This is a genomic window from Bradyrhizobium sp. WCU1, from assembly GCF_053474805.1.
Genome location: NZ_CM130280.1, coordinates 3,952,377 through 3,972,442 on the forward strand (window position 1 = coordinate 3,952,377; position 20,066 = coordinate 3,972,442).

Genomic DNA, 20,066 nt, shown 5'->3' on the forward strand with positions numbered 1-20,066 from the left:
GCGGTCGTGCGACAGCGAAATGCACGATAGCGTGTTTTGCGCCAAGTGCAACCTCAACGATCATATGAGTTCTGTGATTTTTTGTTTAGATGCGTGACACATGGATGTCGTCGCGATGACGTGGAGCTTTCGCAACCCGCATCGATGCGTATGCGATCCGATCAAGATCGAAACGCCTGCCGGATGGTCCGGCAGGCATTGTTCGAGTCGCCGCGGCGTTCGATCAAACCACCAGATCGTGATGGGTCTGGAGGTGATCGGTCGGCGTTCCGCCCATGGCGGCGAACGTCGCCTCGTGGCCGACCCACCAAGGGGGCGCGGCATTGGAAAGCCCGCTGAACAGATCGGACAAGGTCTGTGTGTTCGCGATCGGGTCCACATGGTTTGTGGTGGTCTGCGACGACGTCTTGGTCAATGACGAGAAGTCGAAGCTATCCCCATTGCTCACGTTGACCGTCGTCGTCTGCTGACCCGAGGTCGTCGTGTCTTGTGCCGGCATGGCCTTCTGCAACGCCAGGTTGGATTGAGCGACATCCGTAGCCGTGGGCAGTCGGCGCTCGCCGTCGGAGAGGCCGATATACATCAGGCTGCTGGCATCGGACGGCGAGATGGAATCGGGCAGGCCGAGCACGTGACCGAGCTCGTGCACCACGGTGGTCAGCAGATCGAGATGACCGGCCGCGGCGCTCGACGGATCGGTCAGGAGATCGGTGCCGGCAGCGTTGACGGCGTGGGTGAACTCGAAATTGTCAGCAGGCGTCGGGTCGATGAACCAGCCGCGGCCGGCGGCATCGGTATCGATCGTGATATGCCCGGCGCCTTCCTGTCCGACGATCTGGCCGGAGAGGTCGGCGATGCTGAAGGTCGCGGCATGCAGCAGGGCGAGCTGCGTCGCGTTGGCGCCTGCGCTCGCCCATTGCGCGATCGCCGCCGACACCACCGAGGTGAGCTCATCCTGCGTCAGGTGCATCTCGCCCGTGGTGGGATTGGATGCCTCGACGCCACCCGCCTCGGCAAGCAGCGGTGCGACCACCGCGGGAAGCGCCGGCAGCGTCGAGACCAGCGTCGTCAAGCCGTTGCCGCCCGTGGTGTCGACGGTGATGCCGCCCGTGGTGCTGCTGTTGTCGGCGGTGATCACGCCAGCAGGATTGTTCGCCGTCGAACCGTTCGTCGAAAGGTTCAGATGGGTGCTGCTGCCGAAGTTGCTCAGCTCGACGTCGGTGGCGTAGAGCGAGCTGTGGTTCAGCGTGTTCTTGCTGCCGGTGCCGCCGGGGCCCATGCCGATGACGATATTCGTCGTGCTGGTGTCGGCGGGCGGGCCCGCGGTGGCGCCATTGTCGACGAGCATGGCCGCAAACGGATTGGTCGAGGTCGGGGACGACACCGAGTTGCCGTAGACCGTGGCGTTCAGGGTCGAACTGCCGTCGTTGTTCTGTAGATGGATGCCATTGTCGCCGACGCCGGTGATGGTGTTGTTTTGGATCAGCGTGGTCAGGCTGCCATTGCCGGCGGTGCGGACGAAGATGCCGTCGGAATTCGAGTTCACCTGAGCGGGGCCGATCTGATTGCTGGCGATCGTGCCGGACATGGTGCCGTTGTCCTGGCCCTTGGAAACGAAGATGCCCGCGGTGTCGAAGGCGTTGGCGCCGCCGTCGGTCAGGATGTTGTGCGAGATGTCGAACGTGGTGGTCGCGGCGGAGACGTTGCCGCCGGATCCGCTGGCAATATGGACCGCCGTTCCGCCGCCCGGAACGATGGTTTCGCCGTTGTGGAACGTGTTGCTCCGGACCACGGCGTCCATCGACGAATTGTTGTTGGCAACCATCGCGATGAAGTCGGCTCGCGTGCCGGCAAATGTGCTGTTGGTCAGCGTATAGTTGGCCGTCGCGGAGTTGAAGACCTGCGCGCGGACGTTGTCGTTGCCGGCGGAGCCGACCAAGCCGAACGTGTCGCTATCCATCGTCAGGCGGTTCAGCGTGCCGCTGGTGTTGTAGAGGTCGACATTCTCGTCGAAGCCGCCGGAAATGCTCGACCCAGTGATCGACGAGGTACCGAGCAGATTGTCGAACCGGATGCTGCTCTCTTCCTGGTTCCCCGCATTATTGGTGCCGTTGACGCCGCTGATGCTGCCGCTGGCGAAGGTGAATCCGGTGACGTTGTTGCCGTAGATCGCGAAGTTGCTGAAATCGTGCAGCGACATGTCGGTGAACGACACGTTGGCGGTGTTGTGCAGGAAAATACCCGTTCCGCCGGTGCCCGACGTGGTTTGCCCGCCGGCATCGGTGCCGGTGAGAATATCCGCGCCGGTCTTGTTGTTGATGGTGCCGCCGGAACCCGCGCTCCCGGTGCCGGTGATATGCAGCCCGCCGGCCGTTCCTGTCGTGTCGAGGATAATGCCGGCACTGCCCGACGAGCCTGTCGCGGAAATGCTCTTGAAGGTGAGATTGCCGGCGCCGATGTTGGTGTGCTCGACATCGAGCGCGGTGCCGGTCGTGGACGCGATGGTGTTGTTGCTGCCGGTGACGGTGATCGTGCCGCCATGGGTGAAGCTCAAGCCGGCGCCGCTGGATGTCTTGACCGTGATGTCGGACATCGTGACGGTGCCGACATTGTTGCCGTCGTCGCTGATGCCGATACCGGTCGAGGCCGAGGTATCGATGTTGACGCCGGTGATGGTGTGGCCCGTGGTGCCGAGCAGGTCGATGCCGTTGTGAGCGCCGGTGACCTGGATGACCGGATCGGTGCCGGAACCGACATTGGCGGTGACCGTTGCGCCGGTCACCGGATTGGTGAACTGCAGCGGATGGCTGCCGCCGATCAAATTGACGCCGTTGGCGAGACTGATGCCGTTGGCTTCGCTGTAGGTGCCGGTGCCGTGTTCGAGCACGACGTAGTCGCCTGCGCCTGCCGGATTCGCCGCGTTGAAGGCCGCGATCGAGGTGTACGGGTCGGCCTGGGTGCCGAGGTTGTGGCTCGTGGTGGCCGAGTTGTCGATGTAGAACACATGCGGGACGACGCCGACGTGGAAACTCTGCGGTCCCGACGTGAGCGGGCCGCCGGTGCCGGTGTGGTCGTTGTCGTTGATATTCAGCGTAACGGTGTCCGAGCCGGTGAAACCGCTGTCGCTGTTGTAGTTCAGCGTTGCCAGCGCGGTGTTGAGCTGCGCGATCGTGCCGGTGAGCGTAACGCTGTGGCTGCCGTTGTTGGTGGAACTGGCAAGGCCGGTGGTGTCGAAGATCAACGCGCCGTGGTTGGACGTGATCGTTGCGGTTTCATTGCGGCCTGCGGAATCGATGTCGCCGACCGAGAGCCCCGATATCGCGAGGTTGGTGTGCGAGAACGCGGTGCCGACCGACGAATCCGACGGCACGGTCGCGGTTGGCGGATCGTCGATCGCGGTGACGGTCTGGGTTGCGTTCGCCGAACCGGTATCGTGACCGCCATTGGCGGTGCCGCCATCGTCTTGTGCGGTCACGGTATACGAGCGCACCGTGGTATCGGGGGGCTCGCCGGTGTTGTTGAACTGCACGGCATCGAGCACGGCATTGTAGTGCGCGATCGTGTCGGTGCCGGTCAGCGTGACGGTTTCGGTGGTGGCCGTGCTGGTGATGGCGAAGTGGATGTTGCCGATGTCGCCGCTCGAGCCGGCGTGGCCCGCGATCGAGAGCGCGTCAGAAGGCTTGAGGTCGTTCAGCACGAAGGTCGCGCTGATCAAATTGGTGCTGTCGACGTCTGTAACCGTGAGGTTGGGAGCGATCGTGACCGGGATGGAACTCGTGGTCGGCGTGCCGACCGGCGGCTCGCTGAAGTTGGTGATCGCGCCGATCGTCACCACCGGCGGGTTGTTGACCGGCGTGACATTGATGGTGTCGGTCACTGGCGTGCTGTCGACGATGCCGTCGCTGGCGATGACGGTGACCGTGCGGGCCAGGGCCGACGGGTTGTTGCTGGTGTTGAAATAGGTCACCGCATCCAGCGCCGCCTGATAGTGCGCGACCGTGTCGTTGCCGGTCAGCGTCAGCGTGCCGTGCACGGCATCGAACGCCCCGGTGATGGCACCAATGGGGCTGAAGGCGAGCACGTCCTGGCCGGCGAAATAGTTGCCGGTGATCTGGACGGTCGCAAACGTCAGATTGGCCGAGTCGGAATCGGTGACGGTCAATGCCGGGTCGATTGCCGTCGCGGGCTGGGCCTCGAGGTAGTTCAGGGTGTGGCCCGCGGTGACGACCGGCGGGGCGTCCGGAGGCGCCACCGTTTCCGAATTCGAAGTGCCGGTGATGGCGGCACTCACCGTGTCGGTCGCCGTGATGGTCTGGCTGCCGGCGGTTCCGAAGGTCTCGCTGAAGGTGCCGGTGCCGTTGGTCAGCGTCATGTTGGACGGCAGCACGGCGTGGCCATCGGTCGAGGTGAAGTGCACCGTGCCGGAATAGCCGGTGGCGATGTTGTTGTGGGCGTCGAGTGCGGTGACTGTGACGGTGCCTGGAACGTCCGCCCTGCCGTTGGCCGGGATGGTCACCACGAAATGCGTGGCGGCGCCCGGCGCGACGGTTTCGGTATTCGAGGTGCCGGTGATCGCGCCGTGCGCCGTGTCGGTCGCGGTGATGGCCTGGCTGCCTGCGGTATCGAAGGTCTCGCTGAAGGTGGCGATGCCGTTGGTCAACGTCATGTCGGCCGGCAGCACGGCGGCGGCATCGGTCGACGTGAAGTGGACGGTGCCCGAATAACCCGTGACGACATTGTTGAAGGCATCGAGTGCGGTCACCGTGCCCGAACCGGCCGAACCGGCCGTTCCGTTGGCCGGGATGGCCACCGCAAAATGGGTGACGGCGCCGGCCGTGATCGTCTCGGCGTTCGACGTGCCGGTGATCGTGCTGTGGACCGTGTCGGTCGCGGTGATGGTCTGGCTGCCGGCGGTATCGAGGGTTTCGCTGAAGGTGCCGACCCCGTTGGTCAGCGTCACGTCGGCCGGCAGCACCGCCTGACCGTCGGTCGAGGTGAAGTGCACGGTGCCCGAATAGCCGGTGACGATGTTGTTGCCGGCATCGAGCGCCGTGACGGTGACCGAACCCGCCGTGCCCGCGGTTCCGTTGGCCGGGATGCTCACCGTGAAATGGGTCGCAGGCCCCGGCGCCACTGTTTCCGGGTTCGAGGTGCCGGTAATGCCTGCGCTGACCGTGTCGGTCGCGGTGATGGTCTGGTTGCCGACGGTCTCGAAGGTCTCGCTGAAGCTGCCGACGCCATTGGTCAGCGTCATGTTGGCCGGCAGCACGGCGTGGCCATCGGTCGAGGTGAAGTGCACCGTGCCGGAATAGCCGCTAGCGATGTTGCCGAAGGCGTCGAGCGCGGTGACGGTGACCGTGCCGGGCGTCCCCGCCGCACCGTTGGCGGCAATGCTCACGACAAGGTGCGTGGCGGCGCCCCCCTTCACGGTCTCGGTATTCGAGGTGCCGGTGATCGCACCGTGCGCCGTGTCGGTCGCGGTGATGGTCTGGCTGCCTGCGCTATCGAAGGTCTCGCTGAAGGTGGCGATGCCGTTGGTCAACGTCATGTCGGCCGGCAGCACGGCGGCGGCATCGGTCGACGTGAAGTGGACGGTGCCCGAATAACCCGTGACGACATTGTTGAAGGCATCGAGTGCGGTCACCGTGCCCGAACCGGCCGAACCGGCCGTTCCGTTGGCCGGGATGGCCACCGCAAAATGGGTGACGGCGCCGGCCGTGATCGTCTCGGCGTTCGACGTGCCGGTGATCGTGCTGTGGACCGTGTCGGTCGCGGTGATGGTCTGGCTGCCGGCGGTATCGAGGGTTTCGCTGAAGGTGCCGACCCCGTTGGTCAGCGTCACGTCGGCCGGCAGCACCGCCTGACCGTCGGTCGAGGTGAAGTGCACGGTGCCCGAATAGCCGGTGACGATGTTGTTGCCGGCATCGAGCGCCGTGACGGTGACCGAACCCGCCGTGCCCGCGGTTCCGTTGGCCGGGATGCTCACCGTGAAATGGGTCGCAGGCCCCGGCGCCACTGTTTCCGGGTTCGAGGTGCCGGTAATGCCCGCGCTGACCGTGTCGGTCGCGGTGATGGTCTGGTTGCCGACGGTCTCGAAGGTCTCGCTGAAGCTGCCGACGCCATTGGTCAGCGTCATGTTGGCCGGCAGCACGGCGTGGCCGTCGGTCGAGGTGAAGTGCACCGTGCCGGAATAGCCGGTAGCGATGTTGCCGAAGGCGTCGAGCGCGGTGACGGTGACCGTGCCGGGCGTCCCCGCCGCACCGTTGGCGGCAATGCTCACGACAAGGTGCGTGGCGGCGCCCCCCTTCACGGTCTCGGTATTCGAGGTGCCGGTGATCGCACCGTGCGCCGTGTCGGTCGCGGTGATGGTCTGGCTGCCGGCGGTATCGAGCGTCTCGCTGAAGGTGCCGACCCCGTTGGTCAGCGTCGTGTCAGCCGGCAACACGGCAATGCCGTCGGTCGAGGTGAAGTGGACGGTTCCTGTATAACCGGTGGCGACATTACCGAAGGCATCAAGCGCCGTGACGATGATCGAGCCCGGCGTCCCTGCTGTGCCATTGGCGGGGAGACTGACAGAAAAATGCGTGGCGACGCCCGGCGTCACGATTTCGGCATTCGACGTCCCGGTGACGGTGTGATCGACCGTGTCGGTCGCCGTGATCGTTTGGCTGCCGGCGGTATCCAGCGTCTCGCTGAAGCTGCCGACCCCGTTGGTCAAGGTGACGTCGGCCGGCAGCACGGCGTGGCCGTCGCTTGACGTGAAATGAACCGTGCCGGTGTAGTTGGTGACGACGTGGTTCAGGGAATCGAGCGCGGTAACGGTGACCGAGCCCGGCGTCCCCGCTGTGCCGTTGGCCGGGATGCTCACGACAAAGTGCGTGGCGGCGCCCAGCGTCACCGCGATCGTGAAGGTCTGTGAGCTGGACAGGGTGCCGTCGCTTGCCGTCGCCGTGACGGTGTAGGCGTGACCGGGAGCGGTCGTGTAGTCGATCTTGCTGGGATCGGCGACGGTGATCACGCCGGTGTTGGGGTCGATCTTGAAGCCGCCGCCCGAACTATCGCCGGTCAGGCTGTAGGTCACCGCATTCATGTCGGCCGCGACTACCGTGATGCCGACCGGTGTGCCGGCGGCGGCTCCTTCCGCGATCTTGTTGGGGACTGCGTTGCTGTCGACCGGCGTCGACGGCGCGACGTCAGTGACCGCGATGACGAAGCTCTGCGAGCTCGTCGCTATGCCGTCGTTCGCCTGAACCGTGATGGTGTAGGCGTGACCCGGGCTGGTCACGTAGTTGACTTTGGTGGGGTCGGCGACCGATACCACGCCGGTGTTCGGATCAATCTTGAAGCCGCCATTGGAGCTATCGCCGGTCAACGTATAGGTGACGGGATTGCCACTGCTGCTGACGGCTTGCGCGGTAATGTTGACCAGGGTGTTGGCTGCGGCACCTTCGCTGACCGTGCCGCTTCCTGGATTGGCGTCAACCGGCGTCGCCAGCGATTCGGTGACCGGCGGCCACGGCGTGCCGGGAGGACAGCCGAGGTAGAGATATTGCAGACCATACGTGTCAGCGAACGACAACGCGGCCGAATCGAGGACGATATGGCCGGTCGAATCGAGCTGAAGTTCGGGGCGAGTTAAACCACCGATTGTATAAGCAGGTATGGTCGTCATGAGCACTCCTGCGATCGGCGTGCAAGCCGATCAAGAATTACATTTGTTGGGAACGATGACGTGTGAAGCCGTTCACACGCTGAAGTTGACCGCTTGCGACGGGGGTCGGCACCAAGCCGCCTGCAATACGGGAAAGCCGCGATGTCCGCGGAGCCGTGACATCAGCAAGATCAAATGCGCTTGCCATAACGTAGTCGCCTTCACACACTCGCGCCGCGACAAAATACGATGAATGTTCGAGAAATAGGCGGCGGCCAAAAAAATTCATGCTTTGGCAACCATGACCGTATTGGCGATACAACCGAGTGTCAATGTGCGCACGGATGACAACCGCGCCATTAACGACGATTCCTGTCCTACAGCGGGAGGTAGAGTGGGGGAATCCGGCCGGACGTGCCGGCTGCGGGGCGGAGGTTTCCGTGCCAAAAGTCGAGTTCGACGTGGTGTGACGAATCTGTGATACGAATTCGCGTTGTGATTGATTAAGGACCATTCGTCTGTGATCTCGCGCGTCCGATAGGCCAGCCAATCTGCCCCTTTTCGTCGTCACGGTTTCGCGAGCGCGTCGTAAGGCTTTCAGACTACGCAACTATTTTCTTGATCCGGCGGCCATCTTGAACACACTGAGGGGCGGCTACATCTGTGACGTCCGCCGCCGCGGCATCGCGGTGGTCCATCCGCGTTGAAACACCGCAAATTCAGTTGCGACTTTCGTAGCCCTGCATTGGTCGGCGTGCTTCGTGGTCTTTTGGGGGAGAGGGAATTGAGGTCGATTGACAGAACGGACCGTCTGGCTCCGGTGAGCGGCGTCGGGCGCCATTCGCTTCGACGCCAAGCATCGCCCGGCCTTTGGCGCGGCCTGGCGCCGCTCGGGCTGCTGGCCGCGCTGGCGCTCGGCGGCTGCGAAGAGAAGGCCGCGCAGTCGCAGACCGCGCCCCCGGCGCCGCCCGTGACCGTCGCGCAGCCGGTCAAGCGCACCGTCACCGACTGGGACGAATTCACCGGCCGCTTCGAGGCGATCGAGGAGGTGCAGGTCCGCGCTCGCGTCGGCGGCTTCGTCAACAGCGTCGAGTTCAAGGACGGTGCGATCGTCCACGCCGGCGATCTGCTCTACATCATCGATCCGCGGCCGTTCGAGGCCGTGGTGCTGCAGGCCGAAGGCCAGCTCGCCGACGCGCGGGCCAAGGGTGAGCTTGCCAAGCGCGATCTCGAGCGCGGGCTCAACCTGGTGCAGACCAGCGCGGTCTCGGAGCAGGTCGTCGACCAGCGCCGTCAGGCATTGCAGGCGGCGCGCGCCGCCGAGACGCAGGCCGAGGGCTCGCTGAAGGCCGCGCAGCTCAACGTCGAGTTCTCCCACGTGCTGGCGCCGATCACCGGCCGCGTCAGCCGGCATCTGGTGACCCCCGGCAACCTCGTGCAGGGCAGCGAGGGCGGCGCGACGCTGCTGACCTCGATCGTGTCGCTTGATCCGATCTACATCTATTTCGACGTCGACGAGGCGACCTATCAGCGCAACAGCAAGCTGTGGTTCGAAGGCCGGCGCCCGAGCTCGCGCGATACGGCGAACCCGGTGCAGGTGACGCTGACCGGCGAGACCAAGCCCTCGCATGAGGGCAAGATGGACTTCATCGACAACCGTCTCGACGTCTCCACTGCAACGCTGCGCAGCCGCGCGGTGATTCCGAACAAGGACCTGTCGATCCTGCCCGGCCAGTTCGGCCGCGTCCGCCTGATCGGCTCCTCGCCCTATGAGGCGCTGCTGATCCCGGATACCGCCATTGCCACCGACCAGTCGCGCAAGATCGTGTTCGTGGTCAAGGACGACAACACGGTGGAGGCACGCGCGGTCACGCTCGGGCCGCTGGATGACGGCCTGCGCGTGATTCGCGAGGGCCTCAAGCCGGAAGATCACGTGATCGTCGACGGACTGCAACGCGCCCGCGTCGGCGCCAAGGTGACGCCGAAAATGGCCCAGGCCCCGACGGGTGACAAAGCTCCCGCAGATGCCAAGCCGGCGGCAGGTGCGAAGCCATGAATCTCGGAAGGCTTTCCATCAACCAGCCCATCCTCGCGATGGTGCTGTCGATCGTGCTGCTGATCGTCGGCGCGATCGCCTATCCGACGCTGCCGATCTCGGAATATCCGCAGGTGGTGCCGCCGACCGTCGTCGTCACCACGCAGTATCCGGGCGCCTCGGCGCAGACCGTGTCCGACACCGTCGCCGCCCCGATCGAGCAGGAGATCAACGGCGTCGAGGACATGCTGTACCTCTACAGCCAGGCGACCTCGAACGGCCAGCTGACCATCACCGCGACCTTCAAGCTCGGCACCGACCTCGACAAGGCCCAGGTGCTGGTGCAAAACCGCGTCGCGATTGCGCAGCCGCGGCTGCCTGAAGAGGTGCAGCGCAACGGCGTCACCACGCGCAAGAACTCGCCCGACATCCTGATGGTCGTGTTCATGCTGTCGCCCGACGACACGTTCGACCAGCTCTACATCTCCAACTACGCGCTGCTGCAGGTGCGCGACCAGCTGCTGCGGCTCGACGGCGTCGGCGACATCCAGATGTTCGGCGCGCGCGACTATTCGATGCGGCTGTGGCTCGATCCCGACCGGATCGCCAATCTCGGTCTGACCTCGGCCGAGGTGCTGGCGGCGATCCGGGCGCAGAATTTGCAGATCGCGGGCGGCCAGATCGCCGAGCCGCCGATCGCCGATCGCGCGTTCCAGCCCAACCTCGTCTTCACCGGCCGCCTCAAGGACATCAGGCAGTTCGAGGACATCGTGGTCAAGGCCGGCTCCGACGGCCGCACCGTGCGGCTGCGTGACGTCGCCCGCGTCGAGCTCGGTGCACTGTCCTACGCGACCAACAGCTTCCTGCTGCGCAAGTCCGCGGTCGCTCTGCTGGTGACGCAGCGGCCGGGATCGAATGCGCTCGCGACCGCCAAGGGCATCACCGACACGATGGAGCGGATGAAGGCGGGCTTCCCGAAGGGGCTCGACTACAATATCGGCTACAACCCGACCGAATTCATCGCCCAATCGGTGCATGAGCTGATCAAGACCATCTACGAGGCGATGGCGCTTGTCGTCATCGTGGTGCTGGTGTTCCTGCAGGGCTGGCGGCCTGCCATCATCCCGATCATCGCGATCCCGGTGTCGCTGGTCGGCACCTTCGCGGTGATGGCCGCGCTCGGCTTCTCGATCAACAATCTGACGCTGTTCGGCCTGGTGCTTGCAGTCGGTATCGTGGTCGACGACGCCATCGTGGTGGTCGAGAACGTCGAGCGGCATCTCGAGCACGGCATGTCGAGGCGCGACGCCGCGCTGAAGACCATGGAGGAGGTCGGCGGCGCGCTGGTCTCGATCGCGCTGGTGCTGTGCGCGGTGTTCGTGCCGACTGCGTTCCTCGGTGGCATCTCCGGGCAATTCTTCCAGCAATTCGCCGTGACCATCGCGGTCGCGACCGCGATCTCCTGCTTCTGCTCGCTGACGCTGTCACCGGCGCTGGCCTCGCAGATCCTGGTGCCGCACGAGGAGAAGCGACCGCCGGCACGCTGGAACATCATCGCGCGCGGCTGGGACAGCTTTACTGCGCTGTTCAACCGGGTGTTCGACCGGCTGGCCCATGGCTATGCTGGTGTCGCCGACTTCGTGATCCGGCACACCGTGGTGATGGTCGTGATCTATCTCGCACTGATCGGCAGTGCCGGCTGGCTGCTGGCGACCACGTCGCAGGGCTTCATCCCGGCGCAGGATCGCGGCTACGTCATCATCTCGGCGCAGCTGCCGGGCGCGGCGTCGCTGGCGCGGACCACGGCCGTGGTGCGTGAGATCGAGCGGATCGCGCTGGATACGCCGGGTATCGTTCGCGTCGCGGCGTTCGCCGGCTTCTCCGGCGCGACGCGCACCCAGGCGGGCAACGCCGCGGCGCTGTTCCCGGTGTTCGACGAGCCCGAGGCGCGCCTGAAGAAGGGGCTGACGGCGAACGCGATCACCGCCGAGCTGCGCAAGCGGCTGGCGGTGATCCAGGGCGCCTTCATCATCGTGATTCCGCCGCCGGCCGTGCCCGGCATCGGCACCGGCGGTGGCTTCACGATCCGTGTCCAGGACCGGCAGGGGCGTGGCCCCGAACTGCTGGCGTCCGCGACCGACGAGCTGGTGCAGGCCGCGCGCAAGTCGCCGAGCCTCACATCGGTGTTCTCGCCGTATTCTGCGAACACCCCGCAGCTGTTCGTCGATATCGACCGGGTCAAGGCGCAGAAGCTCGGCGTGCCGATCGCCAACATCACCGACACGATCGAGACCTATTTCGGCTCGACCTATGTCAACGACTTCAACCTGTTCGGGCGCACCTACCACGTCACCGCACAGGCTGACCTGCCGTTCCGCAAGGAGGCCACCGACCTGTCGCGGCTGCGGACCCGCAACGCCAATGGCGACATGGTGATGCTCGGCAGCGTGGTCGACTTCAAGGACATTTCGGGCCCCGACCGTGTCGCGCGCTACAATCTCTACTCGGCGTCCGAACTACAGGGTGAGCCGGCGCCGGGCGTCAGCTCAACGACGGCGCTCAACACCATCAAGAAGATCGCCGACGAGACCTTGCCAAGCGGCTTCTCGTTCGAATGGACCGACCTGTCCTATCAGCAAGTCAACGGCGCCAATGCCGGCCTCTACGTGTTCCCGATCTGCGTGTTGTTCGTCTATCTCGTGCTCGCCGCGCAATATGGCAGCTGGACCCTGCCGTTCGCGGTGATCCTGATCGTGCCGATGTGCCTGTTCGCGGCCACGATCGGCGTGCGCATCATGGGCCAGGACGTCAACATCCTGACCCAGATCGGCTTCGTGGTGCTGGTGGGGCTCGCCGCCAAGAACGCGATCCTGATCGTCGAGTTCGCGCGCGACATCGAGCTCGAGGGTAGGCCGCGGCTGGAGGCAGTGATCGAAGCCTGCCGGCTCCGCCTGCGGCCGATCCTGATGACGTCGTTCGCCTTCATCCTCGGCGTGCTGCCGCTGGTGCTGTCGACCGGCTCGGGCTCGGAGATGCGGCAGGCGGTCGGCGTCGCCGTGTTCTTCGGCATGCTCGGCGTCACCCTGTTCGGCCTCGTCTTCACCCCGATCTTCTACATGGTGGTGCGCAACCTCGCGGAAGGGAAGAACGAGGGCAAGCCGAAGGAAACGGCTGCTGCGGCGGGGTGAGCCATGATCTCTCTTCCGTCATTCCGGGGCGCCGCGTAGCGGCGAGCCCGGAATCCATTCATCCACCTGGACTGCGGCCCGATGGATTCCGGGCTCGCGCTGCGCGCGCCCCGGAATGACAGGGGTAAGGCACCGCAAGCCCATACTTTTGGCTGAACTGAAATCGATGGGCAGGCGCCGGGTTATAAAATAATGTCGCGTCGATTTTTCCTGATCAAAAAACTGCTGGGAGAGCATAACAATGAAGTCGGGATTTTTGGCCGCGGTAGCGGCGTGCAGCCTGATGCTGGCGGCGCCGGCGATGGCCCAGGGTGTCAAGATCGGCATCCTGAACGACCAGTCGGGCGTCTACGCGGATTACGGCGGAAAATACTCGGTCGAAGCCGCCAGGATGGCGATCGAGGATTTCGGCGGCGAGGTGCTCGGCCAGAAGATCGAGATGATCACCGCCGATCACCAGAACAAGCCCGATCTCGCGACCTCGATCGCGCGGCGCTGGTATGACGCCGATGGCGTCGACATGATCACCGAGCTGACAACCTCGTCGGTGGCGCTCGCGGTCCAGGAGCTCTCGAAGGAAAAGAAGAAGGTCGACATCGTGGTCGGCGCAGCGACCTCGGCGATCACGGGCGCGGCCTGCACGCCCTACGGCTTCCACTGGGCGTTCGACACCCATGCGCTCGCGGTCGGTACCGGCGGCGCGCTGGTGAAGGCCGGCGGCGACAGCTGGTTCTTCCTCACCGCCGACTATGCGTTCGGCTACGCGCTGGAAAAGGACACCAGCGAGATCGTCACCGCTGCCGGCGGCAAGGTGCTGGGCTCGGTGCGCGTGCCGCTGAACTCGTCGGACTTCTCCTCCTTCCTGCTGCAGGCACAGAGCTCGAAGGCGAAGGTGATCGGCCTCGCCAATGCCGGCCAGGACACCACCAACTCGATCAAGCAGGCCGCCGAGTTCGGCATCGTCAGGGGCGGCCAGAAGCTCGCCGGCCTCCTGATGACGCTCGCCGAGGTGAACGGTCTCGGGCTCGAGGCCGCGCAGGGCCTGGTGCTGACCGAGGGGTTCTACTGGGATCATGACGACAAGAGCCGCGCCTTCTCCGAGCGCTTCTTCAAGCGCACCGGACGGATGCCGAGCATGATCCACGCCGGCACCTATTCGGCGACGCTGAGCTATCTGAAGGCGGTGAAGGCCGCCGGCACCAAGGACTCGGATGCGGTCGCCAAGAAGCTGAAGGAGCTGCCGGTCGACGACGCCTTTGCCCAGGGCAAGGTGCAGGAGAACGGCCGCATGGTCCACGACCTGTATCTGTTCGAGGTCAAGAAGCCGTCGGAATCGAAGAAGCCGTGGGACTATTACAAGCAGCTCGCCGTGGTGCCCGGCGACCAGGCTTTCCCGAAGGCCAAGGACTCGGGTTGCCCGCTGACGAAGTGATGCGTCGCTGGGGCAACAAGTATCGGTGTCGTCCCGGCGAAAGCCGGGACCCATAACCACCGATGTTAGCTACCCTGCTGCGCTGTGGCCCCAGCCTTCGCAAAACTGGTTGCTGTGGTTATGGGTCCTGGCTTTCGCCAGGACGACAGCGGTGGTTGTGGCGCGATCGCGCCTTCAATGCGCCAGACGCCACGCCGCGCCGCCGATCGCGCCGACCCACAACACGATGGAGGCGACCGCCTGGATGGCGAAGCCGGGGCTGCGTTTCGCCACCGCCTCGCGATAGCCGATGAAGCAGACGATGCGGCCGATCACCCAGATCGCGCCGATCGCGGCCGCGGCAGCGTCGCCGACATAGATCGCGAACAGCCACAGCGACGGCAGGAAGATCGGCATCCATTCCAGCGTGTTCATCTGGATGCGGAAGATGCGCTCGAAATCCGGATTGCCAGAAATCGCCGGCAGCTTGACGCCGTAGGCGGCACGGGCGCGCGAAACCTGTGTCGAGGTGAAGAAGTAGAACGCAACGGCAAGGCAGGTGACGATGGCCGTGTAATGGTACATGGCAGGCGTATCCTCTTCTGTTGGCTCCGATGTCATGACGCGGCGGCGCCGCGCAGTGTGACAAGCAGGGCTTCTTTTGCGGCGCCGATCTTCCGTCGACGTCCTAATATCCCGTCATCTCAAGATAGCCGATTCCGGCATAGCTGCCTGAAAAGCGGATCGGGCCTTCCCAATAGGGGAAGCTGGTGCCCATCCAGCTCCGGGGATTGAGCGGCGTGGTCTCGATGGCGAGGCCGCGCGCCGGCAGAGCGACGCGCCATGATGTCGGCAGCTTGCGGCCGGCGATCTCGGTGGTCGCGATTGGGGTGAGGCTATTGCCGGCGGCTGCGATCTCGGTCGAGCGGCCGTCCGGCGTGATCCAGTTGCCGAACAGGTTCTCGCGGCCGTCCTGCTGGCGCAGCCGGTACAGCATCAGCTTCTCGTCGCCGGGCAGATGCAGTGAGAACCAGTCCCAGCCGGTCTGGTCGGCCGCCAATGGCTGGCTGCTCCATTCGCGATCCATCCACGCCGTGCCGGTTACGTCGACCGGTTTGTCGTCGATCACGATGCGGCCGGACGCCGTGTAGAACGGCTGGCTGTAGTAGTATGAGGCCTGCCCGCGATCCGATTTGCGGCTGTAGCCGTGGTCGCCTTGTAAAACCAGCGCACGGTCGGCGTCGAGCCGGAGCGTGGTCGAGAAGTCGGCGGCGGAGGCCTTGAGCTCGAGCGGCGCGACCCGCTGCGCGTCGAATCCATCGAGCCCGCGCATCTCCCAGGCATCGATCCAGGCGTGGAAAGGCACGGCCGCGACACCGGCCTGCTCGACACCGCCGCGCGCAAACGTCTCGCTGAAGCGATGCGTGGTGGCGCTGGTCACGGCGGCATGCCCCATCCAGAGTTGCTGGTTGGCCCAGCCCTCGTTGGGGCCGCCCGGCTTCATCGCCTGGCGGAACAGCGTCCACTGCGCGCCATAGGCCGCGCCGCTGGCGTCGGAAAGATTCGCCGTGACGTACCACCACTCGATCCGGAACTCGGGATGTGGGCCGTGATCGACAGGGAAAGCGAACGGCTTGCCCGGCGTGACGGCGGAAAAACCTTCGGCATTCTCGCCGAGCCCGGCAAAGCCCTGCGCAAAGCCCTTGCCGCCGAGTGCCAGCGCCAGCGCGCCGCCGGCAAACGCGCGCCGCGTGATCGTGCCGCTAGCGCTCATTGACGAAAGTCCGGATCAGGGTGGCCGGCTGCATGCGGGCCAGTCTGGCGACCGGCAGCGCGGCGGCACAGAGCGCTGCGGCCATCGCCACCGCGAGCAGCTCGATCAGTTGCAGCGGGAAGACGTGGAACGGCAGCCGCCAGCCAAATGCCTTGACGTTGACGATCGCAAGCAGGCACCAGGCGACCAAAAGGCCGAGCGGCAGCGCGAACAGCGCGGTGATCAGCGCGACCGCCATGGTCTTCAGCAGTTCGAGCGCCGCAAGTCGCCGCCGCGTCAGGCCGATCGCCCATAGCGGCGCCAGCTGCGGCAGCCGCGAATTGGCCAGCGTGAGCAGGCTGGTCAAGAGCGCGATGCCAGCGACACCGAGCGTGAAGGCGTTGAGCGCCGCGGTCACCGAGAAGGTGCGATTGAAGATCCGCTTGGATTCCCGCTTCATCGTCGCCTGGTCGGCGACGCTGCGGTCATCGAGACCGAACTTCTCCTGCATCGCCGTGATCAGCGGCGCGATGCGATCCGGCGCGACGCGGAGGCCGAGCCGGGTCTGCGGCGTCTGCGGGAATCGGCGCGTCAGCGCAGCGAAGTTGACCGCGATCTGACCCTTCGGATTACCGTAATCGGCGTAGATGCCGACGATCTCGAGCGACCAGTTACCGCCGGGCGTGGGCACCTCGATGTGGTCGCCGAGGCCGAGATTCATCCGTCGTGCCAGCTGCTCGCTGACGAGACAGGCGTCGCCCGGGCGCAGCCTGATCCAGGCATTCGCCGTGCTCTCCAGCAACGGCCAGTTGTCGCGATAGGTGCTGTGATCGGGCAGGCCGAGCACCTCGATCGGCGAGCCGCCAAATTGCGTGTCGGCGCGGCCGCCGGGCAGGATCGCCTCGACCTCCGGCTGGTCGTGCAGCCAGGCCTTGATCTCCTTGGCCTGCGCATCGCTGGCGGCACTGACATAGACGTCCGCGGCGAGGCGGCCGTCGAGCCAGACCAGGAAGGTGCGGCTGAAGCTGTCCACCATGGTGCCGACACCGACATTGACCGCGAGCGCGAGCAGCAGCGCCATCAGCGCCAGTGACAGTCCCGAAAGCTGCTGTCGGCTGTCGGCCCAGAACCAGATGCCGACCGGCGCCCGCGCGCTGCGCTGGCCGATCGCGAGCGCGATCTGCAGCACCATCGGCAGGATCAATGCGGCGCCCAGCATCAGCGCGGCGAGCACGGCAAAGCCCGCGATCAGGGAATCGCCGAACCGGATGAGGGCGGCAGCGACAGCAAACACCGCGAGCGCTGCTGTGCTCTGGAACATGAGCCAGCGCCGTTGCGCCTGCTGCCAGGCCTGCGGCTGCGCGGTTGCCAGCACCGGCATCCGGATCGCCTTGATCAGACTCGCGGCCGCGGCGGCCAGCGCGCCCAGGATGCTGATGGCAACGCCGGCGAGCCACCAGACCGGCTTGAGCGAAAGCTGTCCCGGAATCTGCGCGCCGTAGAGCCCGCGCAGTGACGCCGCGACGTCCGGCAGCAACGCTGCCGCGATGAAATATCCGCAGACGAGTCCGATCAGGCCCGCGACCAGGGCCAGCGACACCAGCTCGATCACCAGCACACTGTTGAGCATCCGTGCCGAGACGCCGCAGGCGCGCAACGTGCGCAGCATCGGCAGCCGTTGCTCGAAGGCGAGCCCGATCGCGGAGTTGACGATGAACAGGCCGACGAAGAATGACAGCAAGCCGAACGCGGTGAGGTTGAGATGGAAACTGTCGGTCAGCCGTTCGAGGTCGCTCTCGGCGCTCGGCTCGATCAAACGAAGCTTGTCGCCCGCCACGCTTTCGAGCGTGGCGTGCGGTGCCTCGGATTTGCCTTTGGACCTTCCGACCAGCAGGCGCGATACCTGGCCGGGTAGCTTCAAGATATCCTGCGCGATGCCGATATCGACCACCAGCGCGCCGGGTGCGAGCTCGGCCTGCACGCGCAGCGGCGGCAGAGTCATGCCACTGGCGCGCGGCCGCTCGCCTTCCTTGAGGCCGAGATCGCGCAGTGTCTCCGGCGCCACCAGCATTTCGCCGGGTGGCGTGACGAAGGCTTGCAGGCTGCCGCGCCCCACCGCCGGCGCGGTGCCGACCTCGGAGGGCAGCGTCACCGGCTCGACCCCGAGCAGGCGGAAGCTGCGGCCGTCGATCTGGATCCGGCCCTCCAGCATCGGCGATACCGGCCAGCCGGCGCGGCGCAGATCGACGAACAGTCGTTGCGGGAAGGTTGCGCTGTCGCGGCTCACCAGCATCGCGGTGCGCGAGCCGCCGAAGGTCGCAGCCGCGCGGTCATAGGCGATGCGCGCCTGCTGGTTCAGCGCCTGCACGCCGCTCCACAGCGCAGTCGCCGAGATCAGCCCGATCAAGAGCGTCGCAAGCTGCATCGGATGCCGTCGCCAGTGGCTGAGCAGCACGGCGAGGATCCAGAGCGGGCGCCTCACGCAATAACTCCAGCATGCAGGGTGACCTGGCGGTCGAGCGTCGCGGCGAGCCGCGCGCTGTGGGTGACCATCAGGAAGCCGCAGCCGGTGCGAGCAACGAGATCACGCGCCAGATGCAGCACCTCGTCGGCGGTGTCCTCGTCGAGATTGCCGGTCGGCTCATCCGCGAGCAGCAACAGCGGCTTCGGCGCCAGCGCGCGGCCGATCGCGACGCGCTGCTGCTGGCCGCCGGACAATTGCTCGGGATAGCGTTTCAATAGCTCTTTCAGCCCCAGGCGCTCGACCAGCTCGTCATGCCAGGCCGCATCGTGGCGGCCGGCGATGCGCGACTGGAACACGAGATTGTCCGCGACCGTCAGGCTTGGGATCAGGTTGAACTGCTGGAACACGAGGCCGAGCCGGTCGCGCCGCAATTCGGCGCGTCCGGCATCATTGAGGCCGGAGACGATGATCTCGGCGAGCGTGATCTCGCCGCCGTCGGCGGCGTCTAACCCCGCGATCAGATGCAGTAGCGTGCTCTTGCCGCTGCCGGACTCGCCGGTCAGCGCGACGCTCTCGCCGGTCGCCACATTGAGGTCGACGCCGCGCAGCACCGCGACGTCTTCGCCGGCGGAGCGGTAACTCTTGGTCAGGCCGGTGACGCGAAGCAGCGCGGCGGTCTGGTCAGGCGAAGCGATGGCGATGCCTCATTGCGGCTTCTGGTATTTCAGGACGAACTCGTCGATCGGCACTGCGGCCTTGAAGACGGGAATGTCCTTCGGGTCCTCCGCATGATGCAGGAAATCGCCCTCGGCGACCAGCTTGAAACCGGCGGCCTCGATCTCCTGTTTCAGGGTGCTCTCCTCGATCCGGTGCAGCGTCTTGGCGACGTTGGTGCCGTCGCCCGGCTTGGCCGAGTGATCCGCGATCACGAGATAGCCGCCCGGCTTGAGTGCTGCGAACATCTTCCTGTTCATGGCGTCGCGATCGACCGGCAGATAGCTGATGTCGTGATAGAAAAAGAAGAAGGTGATCATGTCGAAGTCCTTCACCTCGGGCGGAATCGGATCGTCATAGTCTCGCACCACATGGACCACGTTCTTCATCGCGGGCGCCTTCGCGCGAGTGTCGAATTTGTCCTTCACGAATCGCTCCAGCACACTGGCCGAATCCTGGGCGTAGACCTTGCCTGACGGGGCGACGGTGCGCGCCAACAATTCGGTGCTGTAGCCCGCGCTCGCCGCCATATCGAGGATAGTCATGCCGGGCTTGACGCCGGCGAAGGCGAGCATCCTGGCCGGCTGCCGGCGCTGGTCGGTCTGGCGATCGGCGTCGCTGCGATCGGGTGCGGCGACGATTGCCGCATAGTCGGGGCTCGCCGCGTCCTGCGCGCGGACAGCGGGCGCCGCGGCGGACAACAATGCCATGCAGGCGGCTGCGCGTAGGATTGATCTGCTCATGGAATAACCCCGGGCTTTCTTCGTTGCGCAGAACATAGCAGCGCCGCCATGACAGATCACCGTGTCGCGGCCGCGCCGACGCGATCGTGATCGGCTGTTACGGCTGC

At 65.4% G+C, this 20,066-nt stretch carries 9 protein-coding genes; 3 read left to right on the plus strand and 6 right to left on the minus strand.

Annotated elements, in window-relative coordinates; translation table 11 throughout:
- Nucleotides 1-223: 223 nt before the first annotated feature.
- A complete protein-coding gene (locus tag ACTUWL_RS18360; protein WP_146160318.1) occupies nucleotides 224-7,672 on the minus strand; it encodes a cadherin domain-containing protein in 7,449 nt (2,482 codons plus the stop codon).
- Nucleotides 7,673-8,471: 799 nt separating this feature from the next.
- Here ACTUWL_RS18360 and ACTUWL_RS18365 point away from each other — a divergent pair.
- The 3 genes from ACTUWL_RS18365 (at nucleotide 8,472) to ACTUWL_RS18375 (ending at nucleotide 14,306) form a co-directional block, all read left to right on the plus strand.
- The gene (locus ACTUWL_RS18365; RefSeq protein WP_106939984.1) at nucleotides 8,472-9,707 is read left to right on the plus strand and encodes an efflux RND transporter periplasmic adaptor subunit; all 1,236 of its coding nucleotides are present in this window, start codon (nucleotides 8,472-8,474) and stop codon (nucleotides 9,705-9,707) included.
- Nucleotides 9,704-12,874 (plus strand): efflux RND transporter permease subunit, encoded by a 3,171-nt coding sequence (locus ACTUWL_RS18370; RefSeq protein WP_021078137.1) that lies wholly within the window; start codon nucleotides 9,704-9,706, stop codon nucleotides 12,872-12,874. The genes ACTUWL_RS18365 and ACTUWL_RS18370 overlap by 4 nt, the downstream gene beginning before the upstream one ends.
- A gap of 241 nt (nucleotides 12,875-13,115) precedes the next feature.
- Nucleotides 13,116-14,306, plus strand: a complete 1,191-nt coding sequence (locus tag ACTUWL_RS18375) for an ABC transporter substrate-binding protein (RefSeq protein WP_021078138.1) — start codon at nucleotides 13,116-13,118, stop codon at nucleotides 14,304-14,306.
- A gap of 174 nt (nucleotides 14,307-14,480) precedes the next feature.
- Here ACTUWL_RS18375 and ACTUWL_RS18380 read toward each other — a convergent pair whose 3' ends face one another.
- From ACTUWL_RS18380 to ACTUWL_RS18400, 5 genes are all read right to left on the minus strand, one after another.
- Entirely contained in the window at nucleotides 14,481-14,870 is a 390-nt protein-coding gene (locus tag ACTUWL_RS18380; protein ID WP_021080826.1) for an MAPEG family protein, read from the minus strand.
- Nucleotides 14,871-14,973: 103 nt separating this feature from the next.
- Entirely contained in the window at nucleotides 14,974-16,059 is a 1,086-nt protein-coding gene (locus ACTUWL_RS18385; protein WP_021080827.1) for a lipocalin-like domain-containing protein, read from the minus strand.
- Nucleotides 16,049-18,520, minus strand: a complete 2,472-nt coding sequence (locus tag ACTUWL_RS18390) for an ABC transporter permease (protein WP_021080828.1) — start codon at nucleotides 18,518-18,520, stop codon at nucleotides 16,049-16,051. Before ACTUWL_RS18390 ends, ACTUWL_RS18385 begins: the two co-directional genes overlap by 11 nt.
- Nucleotides 18,517-19,170, minus strand: a complete 654-nt coding sequence (locus ACTUWL_RS18395; protein WP_035652551.1) for an ABC transporter ATP-binding protein — start codon at nucleotides 19,168-19,170, stop codon at nucleotides 18,517-18,519. The genes ACTUWL_RS18390 and ACTUWL_RS18395 overlap by 4 nt, the downstream gene beginning before the upstream one ends.
- 36 nt (nucleotides 19,171-19,206) lie before the next feature.
- On the minus strand, nucleotides 19,207-19,959 hold the full coding sequence (locus tag ACTUWL_RS18400) for a class I SAM-dependent methyltransferase (protein ID WP_035652553.1): 753 nt from the start codon (nucleotides 19,957-19,959) through the stop codon (nucleotides 19,207-19,209).
- Between the last annotated feature and the right edge of the window lie 107 nt (nucleotides 19,960-20,066).